The organism is Pseudomonas sp. Yb2C2, assembly GCF_052112325.1.
Lineage (GTDB): Bacteria > Pseudomonadota > Gammaproteobacteria > Pseudomonadales > Pseudomonadaceae > Aquipseudomonas > Aquipseudomonas marginalis.
In genome coordinates, this window is record NZ_JAVAJK010000012.1 from 76,118 (window position 1) to 102,699 (window position 26,582).

The window sequence follows — 26,582 nt, forward strand, 5'->3', positions numbered from 1 at the left end:
TTTCTTCAAAATAAGAGCCGCGGCTTTGTAAGTCGCTGCTCAAGTTAAAACTACGGCGCCGGTTGAAGCCTGCGCCGTAGCATTTACGGGCACAACGGTCCTGCCTTGTTACAACGTCAGTTACACGCCGCTTTGCAGCAGCATGTTACGGATGTGACCAATGGCCTTAGTCGGGTTCAGGCCTTTGGGACATACGTTGACGCAGTTCATGATCCCGCGGCAGCGGAATACGCTGAACGGGTCATCCAGCGAAGCCAGGCGCTCGGACGTCTTGGTGTCACGGCTGTCTGCCAGGAAGCGATACGCTTGCAGCAGGGCAGCTGGGCCCAGGAACTTGTCCGGGTTCCACCAGAAGGACGGGCACGAGGTCGAGCAGCAGGCGCACAGGATGCACTCGTACAGACCGTCGAGCTTTTCACGCTCTTCTGGGGACTGCAGACGCTCGATGGCCGGAGCCGGCGTGTCGTTCTGCAGGAACGGCTTAACTTTCTCGTATTGCTTGTAGAAGATGCTCATATCGACGACCAGGTCACGGATAACCGGCAAACCTGGCAGAGGACGAACGATCAGCTTGTTGCCTTTGACAACAGCGGACAGCGGCGTGATGCACGCCAGGCCGTTTTTGCCGTTGATGTTCATGCCGTCGGAACCGCAAACACCTTCACGGCAAGAGCGACGATAGGAGAAACCCTCGTCCTGCTCTTTGATCAGTGCCAATACATCCAGCACCATCAGGTCTTTACCACCGGTATCGACCTGGAACTCCTGCATGAACGGCGCAGCGTCCTGATCAGGGTTGTAGCGATAAACACTGACTTTCAACATGGCAGCCACCCTTAGTAAGTCCGAATCTTCGGTTCAAACGTCGGAACCGTCTTCGGCGAGAAGTTCACGGCACGCTTGGTTACGCGCTTGTCACCCGGGAAGTACAGGGTGTGGCACAACCAGTTTTCGTCATCGCGATCTTCAAAGTCTTCACGAGCGTGGGCACCACGGGATTCCTTACGAACCTCGGCGGCGATCGCAGTCGCTTCAGCCACTTCCAGCAGGTTTTGCAGTTCAAGGGCTTCGATACGAGCGGTGTTGAACGCCTGGCTCTTATCGTTGATCTTGACGTTGGCGATGCGCTTGCGCAGATCGGCCAGCTGGGCAATACCCTTCTGCATGTATTCGCCGGTACGGAATACACCGAAGTAGTTCTGCATGCAGCTTTGCAGCTCGCGACGCAGGGTTGCCACGTCTTCGCCATCAGTGCGCTCGTTCAGAGCGTTCAGGCGCGACAGGGCGGCCTCGATGTTGGCGTCGGTGGCGTCATCGTATTCGATGCCGTCGGTCAGGGCTTTTTCCAGGTGCAGGCCAGCCGCGCGGCCGAATACCACCAGGTCGAGCAGCGAGTTGCCGCCCAGACGGTTGGCACCGTGTACCGATACGCAGGCCACTTCGCCTACCGCGAACAGACCGTGGATGATCTCGTCCACGCCTTCGGCGTTCTGGGTGATCGCCTGGCCATGAATGTTGGTCGGAACACCGCCCATCATGTAGTGGCAGGTTGGGACAACCGGAACCGGAGCAACAACCGGGTCAACGTGGGCAAAGGTCTTGGACAGCTCACAGATACCCGGCAGGCGGCTGTGCAGCACTTCTTCACCCAGGTGATCGAGCTTCAGCAGTACGTGGTCGCCATTCGGGCCACAGCCGTTACCGGCGATGATTTCCTTGACCATCGAACGGGCAACGACGTCACGACCCGCCAGGTCTTTCGCGTTCGGAGCATAACGCTCCATGAAACGCTCGCCGTGCTTGTTGATCAGGTAACCACCTTCACCACGGCAACCTTCGGTGACCAGTACACCGGCGCCGGCGATGCCGGTCGGGTGGAACTGCCACATTTCGATGTCCTGCACCGGCACGCCGGCACGCAGTGCCATGCCGACGCCGTCACCGGTGTTGATCAGGGCATTGGTGGTGGAAGCGTAGATACGACCTGCACCGCCGGTCGCCAGAACGGTAGCCTTGGCGCGGATGTAGGTGGTTTCACCGGTTTCGATGCAGATGGCGATCACGCCAACGAATGCACCGTCGGCGTTCTTCACCAGATCCACTGCGTAGTATTCGTTCAGGAACGTGGTGCCGGCTTTCAGGTTGCCCTGATAAAGGGTGTGCAGCAGCGCGTGACCGGTACGGTCGGACGCAGCGCAGGTACGGGCAGCCTGGCCGCCTTTACCGTAGTCCTTCGACTGGCCGCCGAATGGACGCTGGTAGATACGACCTTGTTCGGTACGGGAGAACGGCAGGCCCATGTGGTCCAGCTCGAACACCGCGGCCGGGCCTTCCTGACACATGTATTCGATAGCGTCCTGGTCACCGATGTAGTCGGAACCCTTGACGGTATCGTACATGTGCCAGCGCCAGTCATCGTTCGGGTCGGCGGACGCGATGGCGCAGGTGATGCCACCCTGGGCCGACACGGTGTGGGAGCGCGTCGGGAATACCTTGGTGATCACGGCAGTCTTGTGACCGCCCTGGGCCAGCTGCAGCGCTGCGCGCATGCCGGCACCGCCGCCACCAATGATGATGGCGTCGAAGGAAATAGTTGGAATGTTAGCCATGAATCAGATACCCCAAAGAATCTGCACACCCCAGACGAAGTAAGCGAACATCGCGACGCCGCATACTGCCTGGAAGAGGAAACGGACTGCGGTCGCGGACTTGCCCAGCGCCATCGGCGTCAGGTAGTCGGTCGCGATGGTCCACATGCCGACCCAGGCGTGAGCGCCCAGGGCTACAAGGGCCAGCAGGCTGAAGATTCGCATCGCATTGTGGGAAAACAGCCCGTGCCATTGCTCGTAGCCGATGCCCGGGTTTGCGACGAGGTATCCGATCAGGAAAATGAAATAAGCCGCGAGAACGACCGCAGACACACGCTGCGCCATCCAGTCATAGAGGCCCGAACGCGATAGGTTCGTAACGCTGGTTACCATATCCAAACTCCTGCCAGAACGATCAGCACCACGGAAATGGCGATGATGATTTTCGAGCCCAGGCGGCCGCCTTCCAGCGTCTCACCGATGCCCATGTCCATGATCAAGTGGCGCACACCGGCTACCAGGTGATACAGCAGAGCGGACAGGAGGCCCCATGCTACGAACTTGGCCAGCGGGCTGGTCAAGCATGCCTTCACCTCGGCGTATCCTTCCTCGGAACCCAGGGATTTGCTCAATGCATAAAGCATGATGCCCAAGCCCAGGAACAGGATGATGCCGGAAACACGGTGCAGGAACGACGTAACGCCGGTGATGGGGAGTTTGATGGTCCTTAGGTCTAGGTTTACAGGTCGTTGGCTATTCACGGCTTTTTTTCACACTGAAGAGCCCCTAACAATCAGGGCAAAGTTGTTGGGGAGTGCGACTGGTCAGGTAAGCACCACCCAGGGAGTGCGACCCCCAATGAAAGCAAGCCCAAAAGCCCTTGGCGGTCGGTGGCCGAGTATAGACAGTTAGGTTACTAATGACAACGCGCGCACCTCACCCTAATAGCGGATTGCGCTGGCGGGATAAAAGGCGTAAATGGCGGGCAATTTCGAGGAAAAAGTACGGTTAAAGCCTTCTGGGGCAAGACTTTAGGCAAATTGACATCTGAATTTATCTCACTATAGTGGTGCGGGCCCTGCGTGGGGGGTCTGTCTGATGATTTGAAGCATAAATAGGAGGCCACATGGCTGACAAAAAAGCGCAGTTGATCATCGAGGGCGCAGCCCCCGTCGAGCTGCCCATTTTAACCGGCACCGTTGGTCCCGATGTTATCGACGTACGGGGCCTGACGGCCACGGGCCGTTTCACTTTCGACCCAGGCTTCATGTCGACCGCCTCTTGCGAGTCGAAGATCACCTATATCGACGGCGACAATGGCATCCTGCTGCACCGGGGCTACCCGATCGAGCAACTGGCGGAAAAATCGGACTACCTGGAAACCTGCTACCTGCTGCTAAATGGCGAATTGCCAACAGCCGAGCAAAAAGCCCAGTTCGTCAGCACCGTGAAGAACCACACCATGGTTCACGAGCAGTTGAAGACCTTCTTCAACGGCTTCCGTCGCGACGCCCACCCGATGGCCGTCATGTGCGGCGTGGTCGGCGCCCTGTCGGCCTTCTATCACGACTCCCTCGACATCAATAACCCGCAGCATCGCGAAATTTCCGCGATCCGCCTGGTTGCCAAGATGCCGACCCTGGCCGCAATGGTTTACAAGTACTCCATGGGCCAACCCATGATGTACCCGCGCAACGACCTGACGTACGCGGAAAACTTCCTGCACATGATGTTCAACACCCCGTGCGAGATCAAACCGATCAGCCCGGTGCTGGCCAAGGCAATGGACCGGATCTTCATCCTCCACGCCGACCACGAGCAAAACGCCTCCACCTCCACCGTGCGCCTGGCAGGCTCTTCGGGTGCCAACCCGTTCGCCTGTATCGCCGCCGGCATCGCCGCGCTGTGGGGCCCTGCCCACGGCGGTGCGAACGAAGCCGTATTGACCATGCTCGATGAAATCGGCGATGTGTCCAACATCGACAAGTTCATTGCCAAGGCCAAGGACAAGAACGATCCGTTCAAGTTGATGGGCTTCGGTCACCGGGTCTACAAGAACCGCGACCCACGCGCCACCGTCATGAAGCAGACCTGCGACGAAGTGCTGAAGGAACTGGGCATCAACAACGATCCGCAACTCGAACTGGCCATGCGCCTGGAAGAGATCGCCCTGACCGACCCGTACTTCATCGAACGCTCGCTGTACCCGAACGTCGACTTCTACTCGGGGATCATCCTCAAGGCGATCGGCATTCCAACCAGCATGTTCACCGTGATCTTCGCCCTGGCACGGACCGTGGGCTGGATCTCCCACTGGAAAGAAATGCTCTCCAGCCCGTACAAGATTGGCCGCCCGCGCCAGCTGTACACCGGCTACGAGTCGCGTGACATTACCAAGCTGGAAGATCGCAAGTAAGCACCTTTCAGCAGCACCGAAAACGGCCTCCCTCAGTGGAGGCCGTTTTTATTTGTGTCGACTGATCTACCACCATCGGGGGCTTGCCCCCGATGAGGCCAGTAGCAGCCCCCCATAAACCCCAGGCAAAAAAATACCCCGGCCTTTCGACCGGGGCATTTCTTTATCCAGCTACAACCTTAGTGATTAACCGCCCCACTCGCCCCCAGGCCAGTCTGCGAACGCACAAACTGCGGGAAGTACAGCGCACGCTCTTTCTCTGCCGCCGCCGACTTGTCGGTGATGGAGAAGAACCAGATACCGATGAACGCAATGATCATCGAGAACAGCGCCGGGTATTCGTACGGGAAGATGGCTTTTTCATGATGCAGGATCGAGACCCAGATGGTCGGACCCAGGATCATCAGGCCAACGGCACTGATCAGGCCCAGCCAGCCGCCAATCATCGCGCCACGGGTGGTGAGGTTTTTCCAGTACATGGAAAGCAGCAGTACCGGGAAGTTACAGCTGGCGGCAATCGAGAACGCCAGGCCGACCATGAACGCGATGTTCTGGCTTTCGAACAGGATGCCCAGGCCAATCGCCAGCACTGCCAGGGCGATAGTGGTGATCTTCGATACGCGAATCTCATCCTTTTCGTTGGCCTTGCCTTTCTTGATCACGCTGGCGTACAGGTCATGGGACACCGCCGAAGCACCGGCCAGGGTCAAGCCGGCAACCACTGCCAGGATGGTGGCGAAGGCCACAGCCGAGATGAAGCCCAGGAAGATGCTGCCGCCCACCGCGTTGGCCAGGTGCACCGCCGCCATGTTGTTACCGCCCAGCAAGGCGCCTGCAGCATCCTTGAACGCCGGGTTGGTGCTGACCAGCAGGATCGCGCCGAAGCCGATGATAAAGGTCAGGATGTAGAAGTAGCCGATGAAGCCCGTGGCATACAGCACGCTCTTACGCGCTTCCTTGGCGTCACTTACAGTGAAGAAGCGCATCAGGATGTGCGGCAGGCCGGCGGTACCGAACATCAGTGCCAGGCCCAGGGAGAACGCGGAGATCGGGTCTTTCACCAGGCCGCCGGGGCTCATGATCGCTTCACCTTTAGGGTGAACCTTGATCGCCTCGGAGAACAGCATGTTGAAGTCGAAGTTGACGTGCTTCATCACCATCAGCGCCATGAATGAGGCACCGGACAGCAACAGCACCGCCTTGATGATCTGCACCCAAGTGGTCGCCAGCATGCCGCCGAACAGCACGTACATGCACATCAGGATCCCGACCAGGATCACCGCCACGTGGTAGTCGAGGCCGAACAGCAGCTGGATCAGCTTGCCCGCCCCCACCATTTGCGCGATCAGGTAGAACGCCACCACCACCAGAGAACCACAGGCCGACAGGCTGCGGATCTGGGTTTGCCCAAGGCGATAGGACGCCACGTCGGCAAAGGTGTACTTGCCCAGGTTACGCAGGCGCTCGGCGATCAGGAACAGAATGATCGGCCAGCCCACCAGGAAGCCGATCGAGTAGATCAGGCCGTCGTAGCCAGAAGTGAACACCAGCGCGGAAATACCCAGGAAGGATGCGGCCGACATGTAGTCGCCGGCAATCGCCAGGCCGTTCTGGAAACCAGTGATCTTGCCGCCGGCCGCATAGTAGTCGGCCGCCGACTTGTTGCGCTTGGACGCCCAGTAGGTAATGCACAACGTCGCGCCGACAAAGGCCACGAACATCAGGATCGCTGCGATATTCAGCGGTTGTTTGTGCACTTCACCGGTCAATGCATCCGCCGCCCAAACAGCGGGTGCAAAGACCGAAGCGCCGAATACAGCCAATAGACGACGGATCATTGCGCAGCCTCCTTGAGAATCGCATTGTTCAGGTCGTCGAATTCGCCGTTGGCGCGTCGCACATAGATGCCGGTGAGGACAAAGGCCGAGACAATCAGCCCGACACCGATGGGGATGCCCCAGGTGATGGATGAGCCGGGGCTGAGTTTGGCCCCCAGTATTTGTGGCCCGTAGGCGATCAACAGGATGAAGCCGGAGTACAGCCCTAGCATGATCGCCGAGAGAATCCAGGCGAACCTTTCCCTTTTTCTCACCAGCTCCTTGAAACGCGGGCTGTTTTGAATCGAGAGGTAAATGCTGTCGTTCATTGTTTTTATCCTCGCAGCACAGCTTTTTTATTATTGGAACGTATCCACTGTATGCGGCTGCGGAACAGGTTCCAGACGACCTTAGTATTAGACGGAGTGTAGCGAGGGATTGAGAGGGCGCAGAAACATTTGCGGGTGACGAAAATAATGTGGGAGGGGGCTTGCTCTCGATAGCGGTGAACCCGTCAGATCATTGACGACTGACACACCGCAATCGCGAGCAAGCCCCCTCCCACAGGGGTTGTATCAAGGCATTGGGGGGGTTATTTACCGGTCCACTCGGCTACGCGCTCAGGGTGCTTGGCCACCCAGTCCTTAGCCGCTGCATCAGGCTTGGCGCCTTCCTGGATAGCGAGCATGACTTCGCCGATCTCATCCTTGGAGGCCCACTGGAATTTCTTCAGGAACGCCGCGACTTCCGGCGCTTTCTTCTCCAGGCCCTTGCTGCCGATGCTGTTGACGGTTTCAGCAGCACCATAAATCCCTTTTGGATCGTCCAGGAAACGCAGTTTCCACTTGGCGAACATCCAGTGTGGCACCCAGCCGGTGACCGCAATGGATTCCTGTTTGTCTTCGGCACGGGTCAGCTCGGCGATCATCGCCGCACCCGAACTGGCTTGCAGTTTGTAGTCGAGGCCGTACTGCTTGATGGCTTCGTCGGTCTTGAGCATCACGCCTGAACCGGCGTCGATGCCGACGATCTTGTTCTTGAAGGTGGTGTCGGTCTTGAGGTCTTCGATGGACTTGGCCTTGACGTACTCCGGCACGATCAAGCCGATCTTCGCATCCTTGAAGTTGGGGCCGTAGTCGACCACCTTGTCCTTGTTCTTGGTCCAATACTCGCCATGGGTTACCGGCAGCCAGGCGGAGAGCATGGCATCGAGCTTGCCGGTGGCCACGCCCTGCCACATGATCCCGGTGGCGACCGCTTGCAGTTTGACGTCATAACCGAGCTTTTCCCTGATCACCTCTGCCGCCACATGCGTGGTGGCAACGCTGTCGGACCAACCATCTACATAACCGATGCTCAGGGTTTTGCTGTCGGCGCTGGCCAGTGTGGAGCTCATCGCAACTACCAGAGTGGCAGCTGCGCCCAAGAGTCGTCGCATCTTCATCGTACTTCCCCGAAAGTGCTGCGCCCGACGGATGTCGAGCGACGTCAACCTGTTGTTATGTGGTGCGCCGCGCCCCCTTCACGCGCATCGATCCGGCTGCTGCGACATCAGTGGAGTGCTGACACGTCGATCATCAACCTGCCACAGCCTTCGACCTGCTCTGTCAGCGACCTCATGCAAGCAAGAAACGACATCACATCGCCAGTAGGACTTTTTGTAGGACTTAACCCCACGATCCCGCCTGAACTTTGCATGTCAAAATTATGCAGCCCCACTGGGATAGCGCAAATCCGGGTAAGATGCGCGCCTTTGCTCCCCCAGATAAGCCGACCATGCCCGCCACTGCCCGCTTCCCTGCCCTGCCCTATTGCTTCGCTTTGATCCTCGGCCTGCTGGCCCTTGTCGGCTACTGGTATGGCCTCGGCCGGCCGGTGGTGCTGCCAGATGTGGCCAGTGCCAGTCACAAGCTGCAATGCGCGTCGTACACACCGTTCGACAAGGACCAATCGCCCTTCGACCAACCGTTCACACTGCGCCCCGCGCGCATGGACGCCGACCTGGCCCTGCTGGCCACCCGCTTCGAATGCATCCGCACCTACTCCATGACCGGCCTGGAAGCCTTGCCGGACTTGGCGCGCAAGCATGGGTTAAAGGTGATGGCGGGCGCCTGGGTCAGCAGCGACCCGGTCGCGACCGAAAAAGAAGTCGACCAACTGATCGCCTCGGCTAACGCCAACCCCGATGTGGTCACCTCGGTGATCGTCGGCAACGAAGCGCTGCTGCGCAAGGAAGTCACCGCCAAACAGCTGGTGACGCTGATCCATAAAGTCAAAAGCCAGATCAAGCAGCCGGTCACCTACGCCGACGTCTGGGAGTTTTGGCTGCAGCACCCGGAAATCGCTCCGGCGGTGGACTTCCTGACCATCCACCTGCTGCCCTACTGGGAAGATGACCCCTCCGGCATCGACCAGGCCCTCAAGCATGTGGGCGATGTACGCCAGACCTTTGGCAACAAATTCGCGCCCAAGGACATATTGATCGGCGAGACCGGCTGGCCCAGCGAAGGCCGCCAACGCGAAACTGCGGTGCCGAGCCGGGTCAATGAGGCCAAGTTCATGCGCGGTTTCGTGGCCATGGCCGAAGCCAATGGCTGGCACTACAACCTGATCGAAGCGTTTGACCAGCCGTGGAAGCGCGCCAGTGAAGGTGCCGTGGGTGGCTACTGGGGCCTGTTCGATGCCGACCGCCAGGACAAGGGCATCCTCGCCGGACCGGTGACCAACGTGCCGTACTGGCCGCTGTGGCTCGGGGTCGGCGGGATTATCCTGCTGGGCACGCTGGTGCTCGGTGGCCGCGTTCGCAGCACTCGTGCCGCGATGGCCCTGCCGCTGCTGGGTGCAGTGGCGGCCTGTTCCATCGGCACCTGGGCTGAACTGACCCGCGTGACTGCGCGCTTCAACGATGAATGGGCATGGGCCGGTTTGCTCGTGGCGCTGAACGTGCTGGTGCTGGCCCACGCTGCACTGGCTTTGAGTGCCCGTGAAGGCTGGCGCGAACGCCTGTTCAACTGGCTGGAACACCGTGCCGGCTGGCTGGTGGCAATCGCCGGGTTCGCGGGCGCCGTGATGATGCTGGCACTGGTGTTTGACCCACGCTACCGCAGCTTCCCGAGTGCGGCGCTGCTGCTGCCGGCGTTGGTGTACCTGGTTCGTCCGGTGACCGGGCCACGCCGGGAGATTGCCTTGCTGACCTTTATCATCGGGGCCGGCATCGCGCCACAGCTTTACCGTGAAGGTCTGCTGAACCAGCAGGCATGGGGTTGGGCATTGGTAAGCGGGTTGATGGTTGCGGCTTTGTGGCGGTGCTTGCGGATGCGCAAGGCTTAAAAGCGCCATCGGGGGCAAGCCCCCGATTGGCCTTATCAGGCGCGCCGCGACTGCCTGACCAACCGCAACCCCGCAATCACCACCGCAAACACCGCAAACGAGGTGTTGTACAACGCCAGGGCCGGCAGCCCGAACACCAGCCCCAGTACCGCCAAGCCCCATCCCGCACGGCCCGGCACGAAAAACGCCAGCACCGAGGTCACCAGCGCGGCCCAGCCCAGCACTTTGAAGTGAATCATCAAACCCAGGTTCGAACGTACCTGGCATTCCCAGCGGCTGGCCTCGTCGGCACAGATGCCGACCCACTGGCCATCTTCCATAAAGCCGTAACGCGCGCCATAACTGGCAGCCAGCCATAACGGCAGGGCAATAAGCAGCAAAATCAACGGCAAGCGGCGGGACATGGAGCACTCCGATAGGCAAAAACGGCGCTCAGCTTAATGCGCCGGCGGCCGTTAGCAAGGTGCGTACACACAATTAGTGTTCACTAATGCATGGCAAAGTGTATCGTCTCGCTACTATTACCCCGATTCCGACGTTATTTTCCGACTTTTCGTGCCGAGAGCTGGCACTTCGGTGGCAACGCGGTGGTCATAGCCTGCGAACTTCATTAAGCACGTTTCCTCTTAGGGATTAAGTCATGCTCCGTTCCTTGCGCTGTGCTGCCTTACTGGGCAGCCTTTTTTTGAGTGCGTCAGCACTGGCCGTCGATATCGACCAAGCCAGCTATGGCTACCCTTTGACCAATCCGTTCGAAGCGACCATCGCCACCACACCGCCTGACCTTCGGCCTACATTGCCGACCGATGACGAGATCAACCAGTCCGACTACACCCTGAATATGCGCCCCGAGCGCGAGTTCAGCCTGCCGGACAACTTCTGGGCAGTGAAGAAACTCACTTACCGCATCGCCAAGCAGGATCGCGCCGCGCCGCTGATCTTCCTGATCGCAGGCACCGGTGCGCGGTTTGACAGCAGCATCAACGAATACCTGAAAAAACTGTATTACCAGGCCGGCTACCACGTGGTGCAACTGTCGTCGCCCACCAGCTTCGACTTCATCGCCTCGGCTTCGCGCTTCGCCACCCCCGGCATCAGCCAGGAAGATGCCGAAGACATGTACCGCGTGATGCAGGCCGTGCGTGCCCAGAATGCCTCGCTGCCGGTGACCGACTTCTACCTCACCGGCTACAGCCTCGGCGCGCTGGATGCGGCGTTTGTCAGCAAGCTCGACGAGACCCGCCGCAGCTTCAACTTCAAGAAAGTGCTGCTGCTCAACCCGCCGGTCAACCTCTACACCTCGATCACCAACCTCGACAAGCTGGTACAGACCGAGGTCAAGGGCATCAACAACACCACCACCTTCTATGAACTGGTGTTGAACAAGCTGACCCGTTACTTCCAGCAAAAGGGCTACATCGACCTCAACGACGCCCTGCTCTACGACTTCCAGCAATCCAAGCAGCACCTGACCAACGAACAGATGGCCATGCTGATCGGCACCTCGTTCCGCTTCTCGGCGGCCGACATCGCCTTTACTTCGGACCTGATCAACCGCCGCGGCCTGATCATCCCGCCGAAGTACCCGATCAGCGAAGGCACCAGCCTCACGCCGTTCCTCAAGCGTGCACTGCAATGCGACTTCGATTGCTACCTCACCGAACAGGTAATCCCGATGTGGCGCGCCCGCTCCGACGGCGGCAGCCTGTTGCAACTGGTTGACCAGGTCAGCCTGTACGCCCTCAAGGACTACCTGCACGCCAGCCCGAAAATCGCCGTCATGCACAACGCCGACGACGTGATCCTCGGCCCGGGCGACCTCGGCTTCCTGCGCAAGACCTTCGGCGATCGCTTGACCGTCTACCCCTTGGGCGGCCACTGCGGCAACCTCAATTACCGCGTCAACGCCGACGCCATGCTGGAGTTCTTCCGTGGCTAAATATCTTCTGCTGCTTGCCGCCCTGATGTGCGCAGGCGTTGCCAATGCCGACAACAGCAAGGCTCACGCGCCTGTGGTGATGGACTCCGACGGTTTCAAGGAGCCGTTGAGCAAACTCAAGTTCAACCCAGGCCTGGACCAGCGTGAATTCGAACGCTCGTCGGTCAACGCCCTCAACGTGTATGACCCGCTCGAATCGTGGAACCGCCGCGTGTACCACTTCAACTACCGCTTTGACCAATGGGTCTTCCTGCCGGTGGTCGACGGTTACCGCTACGTCACGCCAAGCTTCCTGCGCACCGGCGTGAGCAACTTCTTCAACAACCTGGGCGACGTGCCCAACCTGTTGAACAGCCTCTTGCAACTCAAGGGCCACCGCTCCCTGGAAACCACCGGGCGCCTGCTGCTCAACACCACCGTCGGCATCGCCGGCCTGTGGGACCCGGCGACCGCCATGGGCCTGCCGCGCCAGAGCGAAGACTTCGGCCAGACCCTGGGCTTCTACGGCGTGCCCGGCGGTGCCTACCTGGTACTGCCGATCTTCGGTCCGTCGAACCTGCGCGACACCGGCGGCTTGCTGGTGGACTACACCGCCGAGTCCCAGATCAACTTCCTCAACGTCTCCGAAGTCAGCTCCAACCACCCGGAAATCTGGGCCCTGCGTGCGGTGGACAAGCGCTACCAGACCAGCTTCCGCTACGGTCAGATGAACTCGCCGTTCGAGTATGAGAAGGTGCGGTATATCTATACGGAATCACGCAAGTTGCAGATTGCCGAGTAAATAACGCCCGTAAAAAAGGCCATTCGATTGAATGGCCTTTTTTTGTGGCGGCGATTTATGCCCTGAGCGCTTTCCAGCTCTTGCCCACCACGCTGACCACTGCCAATACCACCGCCCCGGCAATAATCCCCGCCACCGCATTCAGTAACGTCGGCATCAACCACGCCAATGCACCTGTGCTCTGGCTCACACCCTCGATCCAGTGATGCACCACCGGCACGCCATGGGTAAGGATGCCACCGCCGACCCAGTCCAAAGGACTGTAGATATGGACACGACCAAACCCTCAGAATACATAGCCCGGGAACGCTTCACCGTTTGTCCACATGGACATGACCAAAATGGACATTCAGGCTCAAATTTGCCCACTTGCCCACCTTCGAGGAGTGCAGCTGTGGCGGCCCTCCTCTATAGCTCAGAAACTGTAGAGCCCTGGCTCCATCAGCTAGCCACCAAACTTTGCTGATAAATTGACATATTGATTCTGTGTAAAATAGTTGTGAAGCGCTTAATTTATTAGCGCGCTCCGGGTTTCCGAAATCTCGAAAAACCGTCGATAGTAACTGCAGCCACAAAACCAGCCACCACCCCTACGACTCCGAACAACACAACTTTAAGAATTGCTCCCCACCCTCCACTTGCCGAAACTGCTGCTTCAATAGCATGCTCAAGGGGGTGTATGCCTTCAGCTACAAATGTCCCCCCTACGAGGAACATAGCAAGTGTCCCAATCCAAGATAACGATTTCATCAAAAATGGAGCCGCCGCAACTAGAACCTGACCAATATTTTTGATCAATTTTCCCCAAGCGTCTTTAGATTTCGACCGTGCAAGAGCAAGCCCAGCGTCATCAAGGCGAACGATACCAGCGACCAGACCATAGACGCCTATCGTCATAGCCAAGGCAATAACTATCAACGTTAAAATTTGCTGATATAAGGGGGCTGACGCTACAACATTCAAGGTAATTACAATGATTTCTGCGCTCAAAATGAAATCTGTCTTTATGGCGCCTTTTATCTTGCGCCCTTCATACTCTGCAAGCTCTTGAGCGTTTTTTGGCATAAAGATATCACCATGCTCTGCGCCAACATGTTTCGTCCGTGAAAACTTATCTTTAATCGCTTCATACCCCTCATAGCAAAGATAGATTCCTCCTGCCAGCAGAAGCCATTTAACTGCTGCGGGCAGCACCGCACTTAAGACAAGTGCACTAGGAACTAGAATCACTTTGTTTTTTAGTGATCCTTTAAATACTGCCCAAACTACGGGCAGTTCGCGATCCGGCTTCATACCTGTGACTTGCTCAGCATTTACTGCCAAGTCGTCACTAAGCACACTCGCCGATTTTTTGGCAGCCACCTTGCTCATTACAGCAATATCATCTAACAGGGCCGCGATATCATCCAACAAAGCAAAAAAACTGCTGCCAGCCATTTCAATCTACCTTTGATATATTTTACATTGCGTTGACCAACAGCTTACAACCGTCAAGCCCGACGTCGCTCTCAAGGCAGGATGATACTCGAAGCGGTGTCCTACATAAACGCAGCCGGCAAAATAACTTGTCCATTAAAGTAGTAACGACGCTTACCATGCAATCCCCTTGCAAAATTCACCCCAAGCTCATGAGCTGGATTTGAGCTAGGTTTTAACTGTCCTGCACCGCAGCAGTATCAATACGCCTGTAAACATGTTGGTTTAAGTCAAATTAAAATGCAGTATCTGAATATAGACATGATCGGAGATTCACATCGCAACCGACTAGCGAATACTTGCTATCCACGGGCAATTTATATTTGAAAATTTCGTTAAACACCGACCGGCTCTCTCACCACCTTCAGGTAAACGCCATACAAGAGAAACTTCTAGCCTCGCCAGCTACAATTATGCACACACACCAATAGACTATGCTCAAGTTCCGCATCAGACACACCAAAGAGTATGCGCGGAGCATACCCTTATAATGTGCTGGACAGCTTCTATATTTCGCGTGCTAGGATTGGCAAATCGGCCAGCCTGGGTCGAGCGGTCGGCACGCAACGGTAACTCGCAGGTTCATCACCCCGCTCTTACAAGTCATTTGACATTAGTCTTTACGGACAGCCGACACCACCTAGACCATTGGAGAATGAACATGCGAGTACCTGTTTTTTCGAAAGACCTTGAATCCGGTAAAGGGGTTCTTCGTTTAGCGAGATGCCTTCAGCGCGACTGGCCTAGCATAAAACCAATTAAGCTAAGTGCCGCCCAGAATCTGATGAGCAGATGCCTTGGCTATGTGGACTTTCATGACGTTAAGGTGAGTGCAGACAGTGCAAACTCTGTATTTCCTTCTTTGGAAGACGTGCAAGCACAGAGCTGTGCGGTCATCAAAGCTGAATTGGCTAAATATTCTCAACCAGTAGAAATCAGCAGTGAAGACCTTTATGCGCGAATCTCCAAGTGGCCTTTCATGCATCTACATGCCTTCCATATACGGTCAGGCGAACCAGGTGCCAAGCTATCTGAGGAAGCACTCCTAATGTCTGAAAAAGCAGCGCTGTACTATGCCTTATCAGTCCCTAAACTTGAACTGGATGAAATCGACGTTCAGGCTATCTTTGAACGAGTGAGATCTGCTATGGGCCATGATCCGAAAGAAATGACACTGAGCTATCTTAAAGCCCCGATTGGCCAGTGCCGGAGTTCTGACGATACATCCGAAGCCTCCGTCTTTTTTACCGAATGCTTCGACTGTGGGCCTGCCAGGGTTGATCGCCTGAAGCCAAATTCGAGTGAGAGTTAAAATCCTTGTCCAACCATATTTTTGTCGCCTACGAATTCCGTAGTTTCCAAGCCACCGTTTGATGAAGCGATGATGACCTTTTTATGATTTTTATGAGGTAATTTTAGCGTGCCCTAACGGGCCGGCTGTCGTGAACCAGGCCCGGCGATACTCGCCGCTGTCCTGGCCCCGCGGGGCTTCCATCCTCACGCCTGCGACCCTCCTGGTCTGCGCGCTCCGCTTGCCGTCGGAGCCAGATCCAGGTAGTAGGCACTCTGCTCGCTGAAAGCGGAGCCCCCCCCAATTTCAGCGGCCGTTGAAGCTCTCAGTCTAAGTCGCGCTATTAGATATTTTCATTCGTCATCGCTCGGGCTGACCCTTGCCTCACGAGCCTCGATCGCCTTGATCGCAGCCACCCCTCCCCGTTTAGTAAGGTCTATGCCGATGACCATGATGTCTTCAACGTTAGGGAACCTCGGCGCGATTGCCAACCAGTGCTCTTGTAAAGCATCTACTAGCTCATTGAATCCAATCAGGCCTTTGGTGGGCGCCTCCCACTTCGCTTGCCCCCCATGGTTCACCAGTAAAAAGATGCCGCAGCTTGAGCTTACGTCGCGTAGGTAATCGCCGCAGAGCTGGTTCTCAAGCCTTTCGAAATGCGCGGGGCCGCTCCAGTTCTGAGAAAGCTTTAGTTCGACAGGTACGGGCGTGTAGGCCTGGCTGTTCTGGAATCGATAATCCGGGCGTTTATCATCGGCAAGCTGCTCTTCCTGCGGGATGACGTACCGTCCTGCTGCGCGATCTCTCAACCAATTTCCGATGAACTTACGAATGGATGTCTCCTGATTGGTGAGCAGCAAAATTTCTGCATAGCTCGAGTCGCCTTCCTCTAAATCGTGCTTCAAGTCCAGCAGACGATCGACCGCTAGATTCCAGAGTTCACGATGGGTAGAAGGCGTACTTTCCAGCGACTCATGGAATTCGATCACCTTCGCTGGCTCCCAAGGCGGAGTCTGCGAATCAGCGGTAGCTTTCTGTTGAGCGTAGAACGCGCTCCAGGGACGTAATGGTTCCGCAGGGTGGGCTTGTGCGATCTCCTGCAATGCGAGAAATGCTTCTTTCCCGGGCGTTTCCCGGATGAAAGCCAAAAACCCATCACGAGCACTTTGGGCGTCGTCCCTAAGTCCTGGGGAATAGACACCTGTTCCTGCACGTTCAATGTCTTCTGCAATACGTATATAGCTGTGCATCATCAGATACAGCGCTTTAGCATGCTCGACTGTTTTGTAGTTCTGCCGGCTGCGGCTAGCGGTGCGGCTTCCTACGATGGCAACCAAGCACAGCATGGCAAATCTGGCTTTTTCCTCGTCTGACGACAGAGAATCGATGCGAACTGCCAACGCCGGGATTGCGAGCGCCGGCTCCACTCCAATCCATAATGCGTACCAGGTCGGCGCGATTTCCAGACTGACCACTTCTGTCGCACGGTTCCTGGCTAGTTCGGCCAAGACTTCATCATCGACTGAAGAGTCCTGCACAATGCTCAGCAAGGACTGAAGCGACTCAAGGTCTTCGATGGGTTGCGACAACCTAACCATGAGCGGAACAGCTAACTCACCAAACATCCAGTCCCCGTTCCAGCGCACTCTCTGTAACACGCGACCACAACCTGATTCAGGGCGAGGTGCGTCCAGCTCGTAATTGATTTCACGCATCACGATTTCTCGCACAAGACTCGGATAAAACCCGATAAGTGCAGGAAACCACTCAGGGAAGCCGTTCAACTCAAGCAACCCGTAGCGAACCGCGTAGTCAGCGTTATCTGCAGACATTTGCGAGAAGCTGGAAGCTTCCTCATTGGCCTCAATAGCAAGCCCAATCAAACCAAAAATGACGTGATAGGGCGTCGAATTGGCGGGAGCACCCTCGGATGGAAGCGTTGGACGATAGCTTCGCCAGAAATCAATAGCGCCCACGCGAAACGCTTGAGCAACAGGCATGCCGAATTCAGTTACTAGCGACTGCCAGTTGTTACTACTCCACGTATTTGAAGAGGATGACGCATCTCGCATCTGCTCCATCAAATAAAGTTGGCTGCGGGTCATCACGCCTGGATCACGGCTGTTTATCAGGTCTACTTCAGCGGCGAGCCCTTCACGCCATTCGCGACGACGCTTTGCATCTTCTAACGTCCGTTGGGCAGCCTGCTCCTTCCACTGAGCCTGTTGTATCTCCCACGCCTGAACTTCTCGTTCCGGTGGGCTCAAGAAAGCTTCAAGCTTCTCGCAGAGCTCGTCACTCTCGTCGACTGCCTGCCTGAGTTTAATCTCCCATAAAGATGGTTTGTCATGTTGCGCGTAGATGTTGAAAGCCATGCTGAGCGCCATTAGACGATCATGCATATTCGTGAGGCCAACGACCTGGTCGCAGGCGAGACTGAAATTCTGCTTATTGAGTGACCAGAATGGCCGGAAACCAAGCAGCTGCCAGACATGAATGACGGGGTCACCGCGATGCACACGGCCGTTACGAGCCAGTTCAACGTCATACCAGAACAGCTTGTTGTCGAGCTCCGGCCACGTAGGCACAATCTCCCTGAGTTTTTCGCCGAGCTCCCGATCATCCCGCTCGTCATAAACGTGCGCTTGGGCGAGCTTGCTTAGAACCGCGAGAGAGGACTCATCAAGCGCAAATGGGTGTCTCGCTTGAAGTAGATGGAGCACAGCTAAGCCTGCAATTTCAGCAAGCCAGCTATACCTCTTCGAGACAGTGCTGAAGCCTTGCTCGGTCGCGGGGGGCTTGTCTAAAAGCTTGCCCAAACCGGTAATGAGAGCTGGCAGGTCTGCCAACGGACAATCAGCTGTCAAGGCGGAAAACTTCACAGCCAGGTTGTCCCTGCCGCTATAACGCTCCTTCTTTGCAGTTCTCTCAATCGCTTCTAAGAGCCAGGGTAGCCAACGACTGTCGAGTACAAGTCCGTCAAGCAGCTCTGCTAACCACTCCCGGTTAACCTTGGAGTTTCCTTTCAACAGCGCCACGCGCACATCGGCTAAATCCTGAGCTGTCCCGAGGTCGATCACGGCGCGGATTGCGGCCAACCGTGTATGTACGTGCTGAGCATTGAGGGCAAACTGTTTAGTCTGTGCAAGAGCACCTACTACCTCGCCCTGCAATACCATTCTCAACAGGAACCATGCAATATCATCGTCGCTGCGGTACAGCGCTAGTAATTCATTAATGTCTTCCGTGAGGTCATGGTGCGCGAACCGCTGTACGGCTGAATAGTCTGTCATCGTCCAGCAATGAGCCGGCTGCGCCAAGTGCTCGCAAGCCTTGCGAAGGACTCTACGGCGTGTAATCAGTGGAAGCTGCCCAGGATCCCCCCCCTCAAAAAACACCTCTGGAGCAACCTCTTCCAGGCGCGTACAGATACGCTCATCTAAAAGCGCGAGCCAGGGCAGAACTGGACGCATCGAAGGGTTGATTACCTGCAGTCCGTACTGGGTGCGAAAGAACAGATTCTCGATCTTGACCCGTGAAGCTGCACCGCGTATCAGCCCATGTAGCCACTCTGCTGTCAGATACTCCCGAACAGTTCGATGGTGAAAGCGAACCGTTCCATAAATGCCAGGTTCGAAAATAGGCCGACTTAGTAAGGCGGCGGCTTCAGCATCATCCCAGCCCTTCAATACTGTCCGAATTGCAATTCCTTTCCTGTGAGCGTCACCATCAGGGACGCATATCACAGATATCTGCCCCAACGTCGTTGCGGCGGCGATCAGTCGCACTCCATCACGCAATCTCTCTGGAGCGATGGGCCTGAATTCAGCGCGATTCTGGTCGCGCTCCTCGAGACGGCGATCAATGCTACTTTTCATCAACTCCAGGCGTGAGCCTATCCGCTGGTGCTGATGCCAAAAATCGACCAGCTCCAAGAAATCCAATGGCCGCGTGGTAAGCGACCAGGCTTCTCTACGCTCAACTTCAGTGCGGAACGCCTTGATGTCTTGGACGCCAGTGGCAGCTAGAAAACGATCAATCTGTTCGTTATGAATGTCGTCTAATGTAACGACGAGAAATGACGCATCTGGATTTGGTTCCGGAGCAACTGTTCGTAAGGTGTTTCCGAGCTCACCCGTTGGCTGAGGCGAAGCCTGCCGAGCCAGAGGTTCGATTTTAAAAGCTCTTTCACATATCGCTAAATCCGTGCTCGCTCGCCAAGCCGTGCTACGTCCTGTGATAACGATGTGCGCATGCGCGCCAGCTCTTCGAATGACACGACCAAGCTTTTGGATCGCGCGCTCAAAGTCTCTTGGATCCTTCAGCCGAGCCTCGTCCACTGAGTCCAAGAGCAGCCAGCCTTCGGATCCTGAATCAAGCCAACTTTCAAAAGCATCGAATAAGTCATCCTCAATCGCGTCCTCCCACCCTAGGCTTACATTTTCAATCCGTAGAAAGAAGGCGTTTTTTCCTTCACTTTGGAGCTGGCGAGTGACATTTCGAATTTCAGCCGTTTTGCCTGAGCCCGCCTCGGATAGCAGTATCACTCGCTGATGGCCGAGCAAGTCTGCCCAATGAAGATCCCCGTGCCTGCTATGTCTACCGCTCAGATCTAAATCATCGGACACATCAGCATCAACAGGGATTTTGGAAAAGGTGCGATCAAGGTCAACGAAGGCGGCCGAGTGCATTGTCATAGGGAGTCTCAAGGCAGGTCAGGAGCAGTCCAACGGGGGCTGCACAGGCTCTGCCATCCTAACCGAAATGCCACCTCCATCGGCGTAGCCTGCGAGGTTCAACTCACGTATCTCGTGAGTCTCTCCGTGATCCTCACAAATAACGCCTTCAGACATTTCCTCGATCAAGCATGGATGCGAGATATCACGTCTGATTACCTCAGTTTGGTAGGTCATTCACTTCCGACAATCGCTGAAATAGGATTGGCGACTGTCAATCTTCTCCGACGCCTTCGGGAAGCTCTTTGCACCGCCCTTCGACTCGTCTAGGAACCAGTAGCAGTGAAGCTTCGCTCTGGTGATAGCCACATACGCAAGCCTCATGACCTCTTCTCCCTGAGCCAAATCATAGGCCCTGGCTTCGCCATTCATGACGAGCTTGGCTAAGGCGTAAGCTTGGTTACGCCAGTCGGACGAGGTTAGTTGCTCACAGTCTCCCACCATGAAAACTGCGTCTGCTTCCAATCCCTTGGAGCCATGGTAAGTCATGAGTCGAATACGGTCGGGATGCTTATCTTTCCTAGCTCGCTGCTTCAGGTGGGCAAGCTGCTGACCGATATCATCCAGCGTACGTCTAGAGCGAGACAGCACCATAATCTCGTGCCCCTGCTCATAATGCTGCTCAACCATCTCTACGAGACGATCGTCATCCCTTTCCCATAGCTGAACTGGGTAATTTAAATCTTTCACGTCAGGGTGAGCCGCTTCGCCGTGCTTACCAGGAATGCCGCGAGTGTGCTTCACGATACTTTCAGCAGCATCAATAATCATCTGCTGAGACCTGAAGTTCTGTTGCAGCTTCAGATCCAGAGTTTTTGGTGACTGGAAGTATTGCTCGAATTGTTGGAAAAACTTTGGAGAGCTACCTCGCCATCCGTAAATGCTTTGCCAATCGTCGCCCACCGCCATGAGAGAGGGGAAGATCAAACCCTCAGGCGAATGGAATTTAAGACCACGAAGACGAAGTTCCCCAAGGACACCCCGCAACCAACCAATGGTGTTCGCTCCACAATCCTGAAATTCATCGACGAGGGTGACCATCTGAGCATTCAGTACAGCATCGGGCACGTCTCTGAAATTTTCTTCCGCATGCTCATTGAACATCGCGAACATCTTATTGAAGGTAAAGATCGGTGGGCTATGATCAGCCAAGAAAGTATTAAACGCCGGCCAGAAGAGGCCAAGCGCCTCAAAGAATTTCGCTTCAATATCAGTCTTTTTGAAGCTCATGCCCTTGGTGGCAGTAGGTACATCCAACCCAAGGTTTTCCAAGAACGAAGCACAACTGTGAAATGCCTGCATGATCGGTGCTGGCTTGATGTCACCTCCGACCTGATAGCTGAACTTCGGCACGCCTGAAACTCTACCTCGCAAGGTCTCAAGGGAGTTGAGCGCATCTGCGTAACTCGTGAAATAGAGAATGCGCTTTGAGAAGAATATCTGGAAAAAAATCCTCCGCATGTGCAGTGCCTGAGAGAGATTTACCTGACGTTTCCCGTCTTTGATTTTGATGGTGTCGGTCTCGTTTCCATCAAGCCCAAGCACTACGTAAGCATTCAAGTCCTGTGCATAACCATGGACATGGAATTTCTGACCGCAGAGGGTGACTGGCTCAAGCTGAGCACTGATCTCTGGCAGAGGCCAGTGACCGGCTTTCCGCCATAGAGCTTCTACAGTCTCACAGGCCTCCTTATCACGAGCTGAGCACGCCTTGATGGCGGAGATGCGTTTTGCGTTTTCTGGATCCTCAGGGTTTAGGCGAGCACCCACTCCGATGCCGTATTCAAATAGATCCAGAATCAGCTCTCGAAAACGCTTGTCAGTTTCGAAGAGGTTTTGATAGCACCGATCCATGAGACTCAGCTGTCGCACATTGAGCCGGATATCCAATACGTTTTCTGGCTCTTCGTCCTCTTCGGCTGGATTTTTACTAAGGAACTCAAAAGCCTTAGTGCCTTGAAGCTGCGGCGACCATCTGAAGAAATCGAGAATTCGAGAGTGAAATGTCCGAACGAAAGATTTGCCTTTCTCTTCGTCCATCGGGATTTCCCACTTGGTAAAGATCTTGACAACCTTGGAGATAAAGTCGAAACGAGAGTCGCGCGTAAATGTTACGACGGTAATTTTCGACTCAGGAACTTTCAGATAGTGTCGCAGCACAAGGAGCCGCAAAACCATCGTAGTGGACTTACCACTGCCGGCGCCAGCGACGATGTAGGTGGATGGACTGCGAGACAATATCATCTCCCACTGAGGATCAGTGGGCTGTTGGTGCACTGGTAGCTTGGCCTTGATGTCGTAGCGAATGCGTTGCTCAAGCTCCTCCGAAATAGGGAAGTCGAAGTGCTCAAACAGGTTTACGTCTACTCCTGGCGCAACGTCGGTAGGGCGAACACCTGGGTTCAACTCCAATACCAGCTTGCCAGCTTCATAGCCTACTTGATGACCAGCCTCATGCCCGCTGAGAAATCCGTCCTGAAGGCCTTCAGTACGGCCCTCATCGAATCCCTGCTTATAACCTTCCTTATGGCCCAGTACACGACCGGAGTCTAGGCCTTCTTGATTACCTAGCGTCTTGCCATCCTGGTGGCCAGATTCGTAGCCAGACGCACGACCAGCTGACCATGAGGTAGCGTCATGAGCATTGATTTTCTCTAGCAGCCACTGTGCAAAAGTGTGCGCTCTTTTTTGCCATGTACGATCCTTAGGTTTCAGCTGCTCATACGATGGCCCGTTTTCCGGCGAGCTCTGAGCAGCTGCTTTGTTTCCTGACTCATGTAGAGAACCCAATTGTTACTAGCCTTTTATGATTTCCTATCAACCAGGCGAGACATCGCCTGCCGCTCGGCATTTTGTCGACAGCGGTCATCGACGACGATCTTTAGGTTGATCACTCGTCAGCTAAGATACCGCTGAGGATGAAGCCACAATATGGAGAAAGGTAGCACGGCGCCATGCGCCATAGGCAGTAAAAGGCTCTATCTAGGCTGGCGGGCAGCAGAGTGAGAAAATATTTGCGAGGGCGTACGCCCTGCCCCATGACCATTGACAGGCTGCGATCTTCACCATCCCTCCAGGGCAGGACGCTCGCCCTACAACGGAAGCGCTAGCTTACGATCAATTGGGGCTTTTATAGCCAGGCGCGAACATGGAGCTCTCCACTCCGTAAAGCGCCAGAGGATCCTTGAGCCATAGTCGGTAAGCCTTGTCCGTGATGCTGTGATCAGGTGAACAATCGACATGGTACTGCTGCAGTACGTAGCCCGCCATGGCGGCGCGAACTCGTAGTTTGAGCACGCCATCAAGCATGTCGTAGTCACGCTTAACGATCTCTGTAGAGTCTTTATCGGGATGCGGGACAATAGGTAACTCAAGCATCCGATTCCACTGATCATCATGCTTAGGCGTTTCATCGTCCCCAGCTTTATCCCCCATCTGAATCTCGGCATGCCCCACTCGAGTTAGAACGAAGTCTGCAAATTTTTTACGTTTCCGATCAAACGCTCGGACGTGCCAGCGAAGACCGTCACAACCAATAGCGAACGGTACGATGGTTCGCTCTGACTGACCTGAACCAGAGGTGTAGCTGATTTTAACGACACGCTTAAGGTGTATTGCCCGGGTGATGGGCGCTAAAACTTCAACCTTCGGTTTGCTGAGCAGTGACACCGACTCGTGCGGGATGAGCGGCTTTTCATACGAATCCAGACCATAACCAAATCCCTGCGAAAGCGCAGTGAGAACTCGCTCAGATGCGTGCGCGATCAAAGGAGAGAATTTTTCGCGTATCACGTACTGCTTCGTGACCGTGTCGAGCTCCGTATTCTGTGGAGCAACATCCTTGTACTGAGCGAAATCACGGGTGGCAGCAGCGGCGCCTACGCCAAACCTATCCATGAGATCCGCACGTGAGACGGCGCCTGTGAAGTAGAGGCGGAAATCGATGTACACCAGGCGCTCCCGTTGCGCTTGGCTGTACTCGCTCAAATCAATCATGTCATCTCCATCGAATCTAAAAGTCGGTCAAGCCCGTCACGTTTCACCCAGCATAACACATGAGCAGTTGACGTCATCAAAATGATGATGATAGGCTTTGCAAATTGCTCAGATACATATTCATCACTAGCGCTACAAGGAGGCTTCTGAGCCTGCATTGGACTAGATGGTGGAAAGCCAGAAACAAAAAAGCCGATCAAGTTCGCACCTTGACCGGCTTTTGGGAAAAGACGTCTGAACAGGCTCCAGATGTCTCTCGCGCTTCGTTGAGGAAAGCTTTGCGATGGTAGTCCCTGTGGGCTCCTTTCGCAAGGGAGCGAGTTCTGTGTTTGAGCCTACCTCAGCAGGAGACATTTTATGTCCCAGATTGAGATGTTCGAAAAGCCCGACGAGGAAGGTGAGGTCATCTATCGCATGACCATCACCACCAAGACGGGGAAGGTGATTCGACGTGCGAACGGTCAGCCGTTTCGTATCGTCATTCGCCCTAAAGCAGCCAAGTGATTTGACTGCTTAACAGAGCTCGGGGCACACAAGTGCCCTGTTCTCCCATCGCTGCAATGAAGAGCCTCATGAGCCTAGATTTCTATGATATGCAACACAAGCCGATCGCGTATACCGATGACGACGAGCACTTATATGCATACTGTGGCCGTCCACTCGCCTACTTTCACGAAGGTTCGGTCTACTCCTATCCAGGCTTACATCTAGGATTTATAGCGAATGGCTACATTCGCGATAATAACGGCCACATCGTGCTACGCACACCAGAGTCAGGCGGTGGTTCAATGAAGATGTGGCTCCTACCCCCTCCACCGAAGGGCCCCAAGCAAATGCGATATCTCAAATGTCGAAGGCGTCCCAAATTTTATGCTCTGATGCGTCTCTTTCAATCAAAGATACCTGGGGATGAGTTTTTCTCTTAAGAGATGACATGCCTGCTCTCTCGGCCATGGTTAAGAACGATAGCGGTGTAAGCACCGGCTTTGAGCCAACGGATGATTCAGGCGTCCGCCCAATCAAGTAAGAGAGACAGGCAATGGAAGATCTAGCAACGAAAATCATCCCATTGGTACAGACGCTCGTTCCTGGCTTTCTGACTACCATGATCTTCTATTGGTTGGCCGATGTTAAAAAGCCCGGGCAGTTTGAGCGCACAGTTCAAGCACTGATCAGCACTGGGCTAATAACGATGCTGGTGTCAGGCATCAAGCCCGTGCTGTTTTACATCGGCGAGCATCATTTTCAGCTGGGGCAGTGGACGGTTCAAGTAGAAGGCGTTTGGGGAATAGGCTTGGCGACATCTCTAGGCCTATTGCTAGCCTTCGCTTCGAACCACGACTACCTGTACAGATTTGGCAGGTGGCTGACCTTAACGTCTCGCTCGTCGTATCCCGAGTGGATTTATGCCTTCCGCAAACGTGAAGGCAAAAGCGTGGTGCTTACCCTGCTTGATGGACGGCGATTATTCGGGTACCCGGCAGTATGGCCAACCGAGCCTAAAGATGGGCACTTCCTCATTACACAGCCGAGCTGGATGAACGAAGAGAATGAGTGGGTCGACACGCCCGGCATCGAGAGTTATTTGATTGCAAACAGCGATGTGTACCTAGTCGAATTTCTAGAGTAGGAGATCAGAAGTGAATAACGAAAATAAACCTAAGCATCACGTGCTTGAACAGCGAACTGGTAATGAGGGGATGAATGTTAATCCTCCTGCACCAGCTAACATTCGTCCCTCAGCACCACCGCCTGCGCCCCCTAAAGCGCCGAAAAAATAGAGGTCGAAATGTACGAGGAAAGAGGTATATCGCCCCAACCACGCAAACCGAGTGGCGGACATTCAAATCCACCCAAGCCATTCGCTCAGCGCCCGGCAACTCCACCTAAGGCCCCACCACCACCCACCAAAAGGTAATCCCATGACAAACCAATCTGGCGGCAGAGTTCATGTGAATGACGGTATCAGCAAACAAACAACCAGCCAAAGACCTGCCGCGCCGCCTCCACCGCCGCCACCTAAAAAACGATAGAAGATCACCTCGCAGCTTCATAGCGAGGAGCCTACGTCCTAATGGGTAGCCCGCCTGGATAATTGTATGCAGGCCCGCTCCCCTCTCAGACAACATCGCTAGCGTGCATCGAGCGCAGACATACCGTATTAGTCTTCAGATGCCTAGAATGGCTCCGCCAGCGCAATCACGCTAAAAAG

The 26,582-nt window shown here is 55.3% G+C and carries 20 protein-coding genes and 1 pseudogene; 8 read left to right on the forward strand and 13 right to left on the reverse strand.

The window, feature by feature from the left end; genetic code table 11:
- Positions 1-120 precede the first annotated feature (120 nt).
- The 4 genes from Q8X51_RS17910 to sdhC are packed head-to-tail and all read right to left on the reverse strand — an operon-like array spanning position 121 to position 3,349.
- Positions 121-825, reverse strand: a complete 705-nt coding sequence (locus tag Q8X51_RS17910) for a succinate dehydrogenase iron-sulfur subunit (RefSeq protein WP_003172807.1) — start codon at positions 823-825, stop codon at positions 121-123.
- Positions 826-836: 11 nt separating this feature from the next.
- The gene (gene sdhA, locus Q8X51_RS17915) at positions 837-2,609 is read right to left on the reverse strand and encodes a succinate dehydrogenase flavoprotein subunit (protein ID WP_065924487.1); all 1,773 of its coding nucleotides are present in this window, start codon (positions 2,607-2,609) and stop codon (positions 837-839) included.
- Positions 2,610-2,612: 3 nt separating this feature from the next.
- On the reverse strand, positions 2,613-2,981 hold the full coding sequence (gene sdhD, locus Q8X51_RS17920; RefSeq protein WP_003172805.1) for a succinate dehydrogenase, hydrophobic membrane anchor protein: 369 nt from the start codon (positions 2,979-2,981) through the stop codon (positions 2,613-2,615).
- The gene (gene sdhC / locus Q8X51_RS17925; protein WP_003172804.1) at positions 2,975-3,349 is read right to left on the reverse strand and encodes a succinate dehydrogenase, cytochrome b556 subunit; all 375 of its coding nucleotides are present in this window, start codon (positions 3,347-3,349) and stop codon (positions 2,975-2,977) included. Before sdhC ends, sdhD begins: the two co-directional genes overlap by 7 nt.
- Positions 3,350-3,714: 365 nt before the next feature.
- Between sdhC and gltA the strand changes: the two genes are divergently transcribed.
- Complete coding sequence (gene gltA / locus Q8X51_RS17930; protein ID WP_003222994.1) at positions 3,715-5,004, forward strand: citrate synthase; 1,290 nt, start codon at positions 3,715-3,717, stop codon at positions 5,002-5,004.
- Positions 5,005-5,183: 179 nt separating this feature from the next.
- On the opposite strand, the gene Q8X51_RS17935 is transcribed toward gltA, so the two are convergent.
- From Q8X51_RS17935 to Q8X51_RS17945, 3 genes are all read right to left on the reverse strand, one after another.
- Positions 5,184-6,842 (reverse strand): cation acetate symporter, encoded by a 1,659-nt coding sequence (locus tag Q8X51_RS17935; RefSeq protein WP_065924486.1) that lies wholly within the window; start codon positions 6,840-6,842, stop codon positions 5,184-5,186.
- Positions 6,839-7,150, reverse strand: a complete 312-nt coding sequence (locus tag Q8X51_RS17940) for a DUF485 domain-containing protein (RefSeq protein WP_024074297.1) — start codon at positions 7,148-7,150, stop codon at positions 6,839-6,841. Before Q8X51_RS17940 ends, Q8X51_RS17935 begins: the two co-directional genes overlap by 4 nt.
- Positions 7,151-7,413: 263 nt before the next feature.
- A complete protein-coding gene (locus Q8X51_RS17945) occupies positions 7,414-8,265 on the reverse strand; it encodes a glycine betaine ABC transporter substrate-binding protein (protein WP_027607053.1) in 852 nt (283 codons plus the stop codon).
- Positions 8,266-8,597: 332 nt separating this feature from the next.
- Between Q8X51_RS17945 and Q8X51_RS17950 the strand changes: the two genes are divergently transcribed.
- Positions 8,598-10,151 carry a glycoside hydrolase family 17 protein gene (locus Q8X51_RS17950; RefSeq protein ID WP_407694047.1) on the forward strand — a complete coding sequence of 518 codons (1,554 nt, stop codon included), beginning with the start codon at positions 8,598-8,600 and terminating at the stop codon, positions 10,149-10,151.
- A 35-nt stretch (positions 10,152-10,186) separates the two neighbouring features.
- Here Q8X51_RS17950 and Q8X51_RS17955 read toward each other — a convergent pair whose 3' ends face one another.
- Entirely contained in the window at positions 10,187-10,555 is a 369-nt protein-coding gene (locus Q8X51_RS17955) for a hypothetical protein (protein ID WP_065924484.1), read from the reverse strand.
- 236 nt (positions 10,556-10,791) lie between these two features.
- Between Q8X51_RS17955 and Q8X51_RS17960 the strand changes: the two genes are divergently transcribed.
- On the forward strand, positions 10,792-12,090 hold the full coding sequence (locus Q8X51_RS17960) for a serine/threonine protein kinase (protein ID WP_027607050.1): 1,299 nt from the start codon (positions 10,792-10,794) through the stop codon (positions 12,088-12,090).
- A complete protein-coding gene (locus Q8X51_RS17965) occupies positions 12,083-12,871 on the forward strand; it encodes an MlaA family lipoprotein (protein WP_027607049.1) in 789 nt (262 codons plus the stop codon). The genes Q8X51_RS17960 and Q8X51_RS17965 overlap by 8 nt, the downstream gene beginning before the upstream one ends.
- 55 nt (positions 12,872-12,926) lie before the next feature.
- Here the strand turns inward: Q8X51_RS17965 and Q8X51_RS17970 are convergent.
- A pseudogene (locus Q8X51_RS17970) lies at positions 12,927-13,118 on the reverse strand (DUF808 domain-containing protein); the annotation flags it as partial.
- Positions 13,119-13,387: 269 nt separating this feature from the next.
- On the reverse strand, positions 13,388-14,308 hold the full coding sequence (locus tag Q8X51_RS17975) for a DUF808 domain-containing protein (protein WP_407694046.1): 921 nt from the start codon (positions 14,306-14,308) through the stop codon (positions 13,388-13,390).
- Positions 14,309-15,008: 700 nt separating this feature from the next.
- On the opposite strand from Q8X51_RS17975, the gene Q8X51_RS17980 reads away from it, so the two are divergent.
- Positions 15,009-15,659, forward strand: coding sequence for a hypothetical protein (locus tag Q8X51_RS17980; protein WP_407694045.1), 651 nt, complete (start codon positions 15,009-15,011; stop codon positions 15,657-15,659).
- A gap of 332 nt (positions 15,660-15,991) precedes the next feature.
- Here Q8X51_RS17980 and Q8X51_RS17985 read toward each other — a convergent pair whose 3' ends face one another.
- The 3 genes from Q8X51_RS17985 to Q8X51_RS17995 form a co-directional block, all read right to left on the reverse strand.
- Positions 15,992-20,335: an NACHT domain-containing protein gene (locus Q8X51_RS17985; protein ID WP_407694044.1), complete on the reverse strand. Its 4,344-nt coding sequence runs from the start codon at positions 20,333-20,335 to the stop codon at positions 15,992-15,994.
- Positions 20,336-20,551: 216 nt separating this feature from the next.
- A complete protein-coding gene (locus tag Q8X51_RS17990) occupies positions 20,552-23,164 on the reverse strand; it encodes a UvrD-helicase domain-containing protein (RefSeq protein ID WP_407694043.1) in 2,613 nt (870 codons plus the stop codon).
- Between the two features lie 327 nt (positions 23,165-23,491).
- Positions 23,492-24,370: a helix-turn-helix transcriptional regulator gene (locus Q8X51_RS17995; RefSeq protein WP_407694042.1), complete on the reverse strand. Its 879-nt coding sequence runs from the start codon at positions 24,368-24,370 to the stop codon at positions 23,492-23,494.
- Positions 24,371-24,727: 357 nt separating this feature from the next.
- On the opposite strand from Q8X51_RS17995, the gene Q8X51_RS18000 reads away from it, so the two are divergent.
- The 3 genes from Q8X51_RS18000 (at position 24,728) to Q8X51_RS18010 (ending at position 26,000) form a co-directional block, all read left to right on the forward strand.
- Positions 24,728-24,874, forward strand: coding sequence for a hypothetical protein (locus Q8X51_RS18000; protein ID WP_010220512.1), 147 nt, complete (start codon positions 24,728-24,730; stop codon positions 24,872-24,874).
- Positions 24,875-24,963: 89 nt separating this feature from the next.
- Positions 24,964-25,296 (forward strand): 4-fold beta flower protein, encoded by a 333-nt coding sequence (locus Q8X51_RS18005; protein ID WP_407694973.1) that lies wholly within the window; start codon positions 24,964-24,966, stop codon positions 25,294-25,296.
- Between the two features lie 113 nt (positions 25,297-25,409).
- Complete coding sequence (locus Q8X51_RS18010; protein ID WP_122584835.1) at positions 25,410-26,000, forward strand: DUF6338 family protein; 591 nt, start codon at positions 25,410-25,412, stop codon at positions 25,998-26,000.
- Positions 26,001-26,582 lie beyond the last annotated feature (582 nt).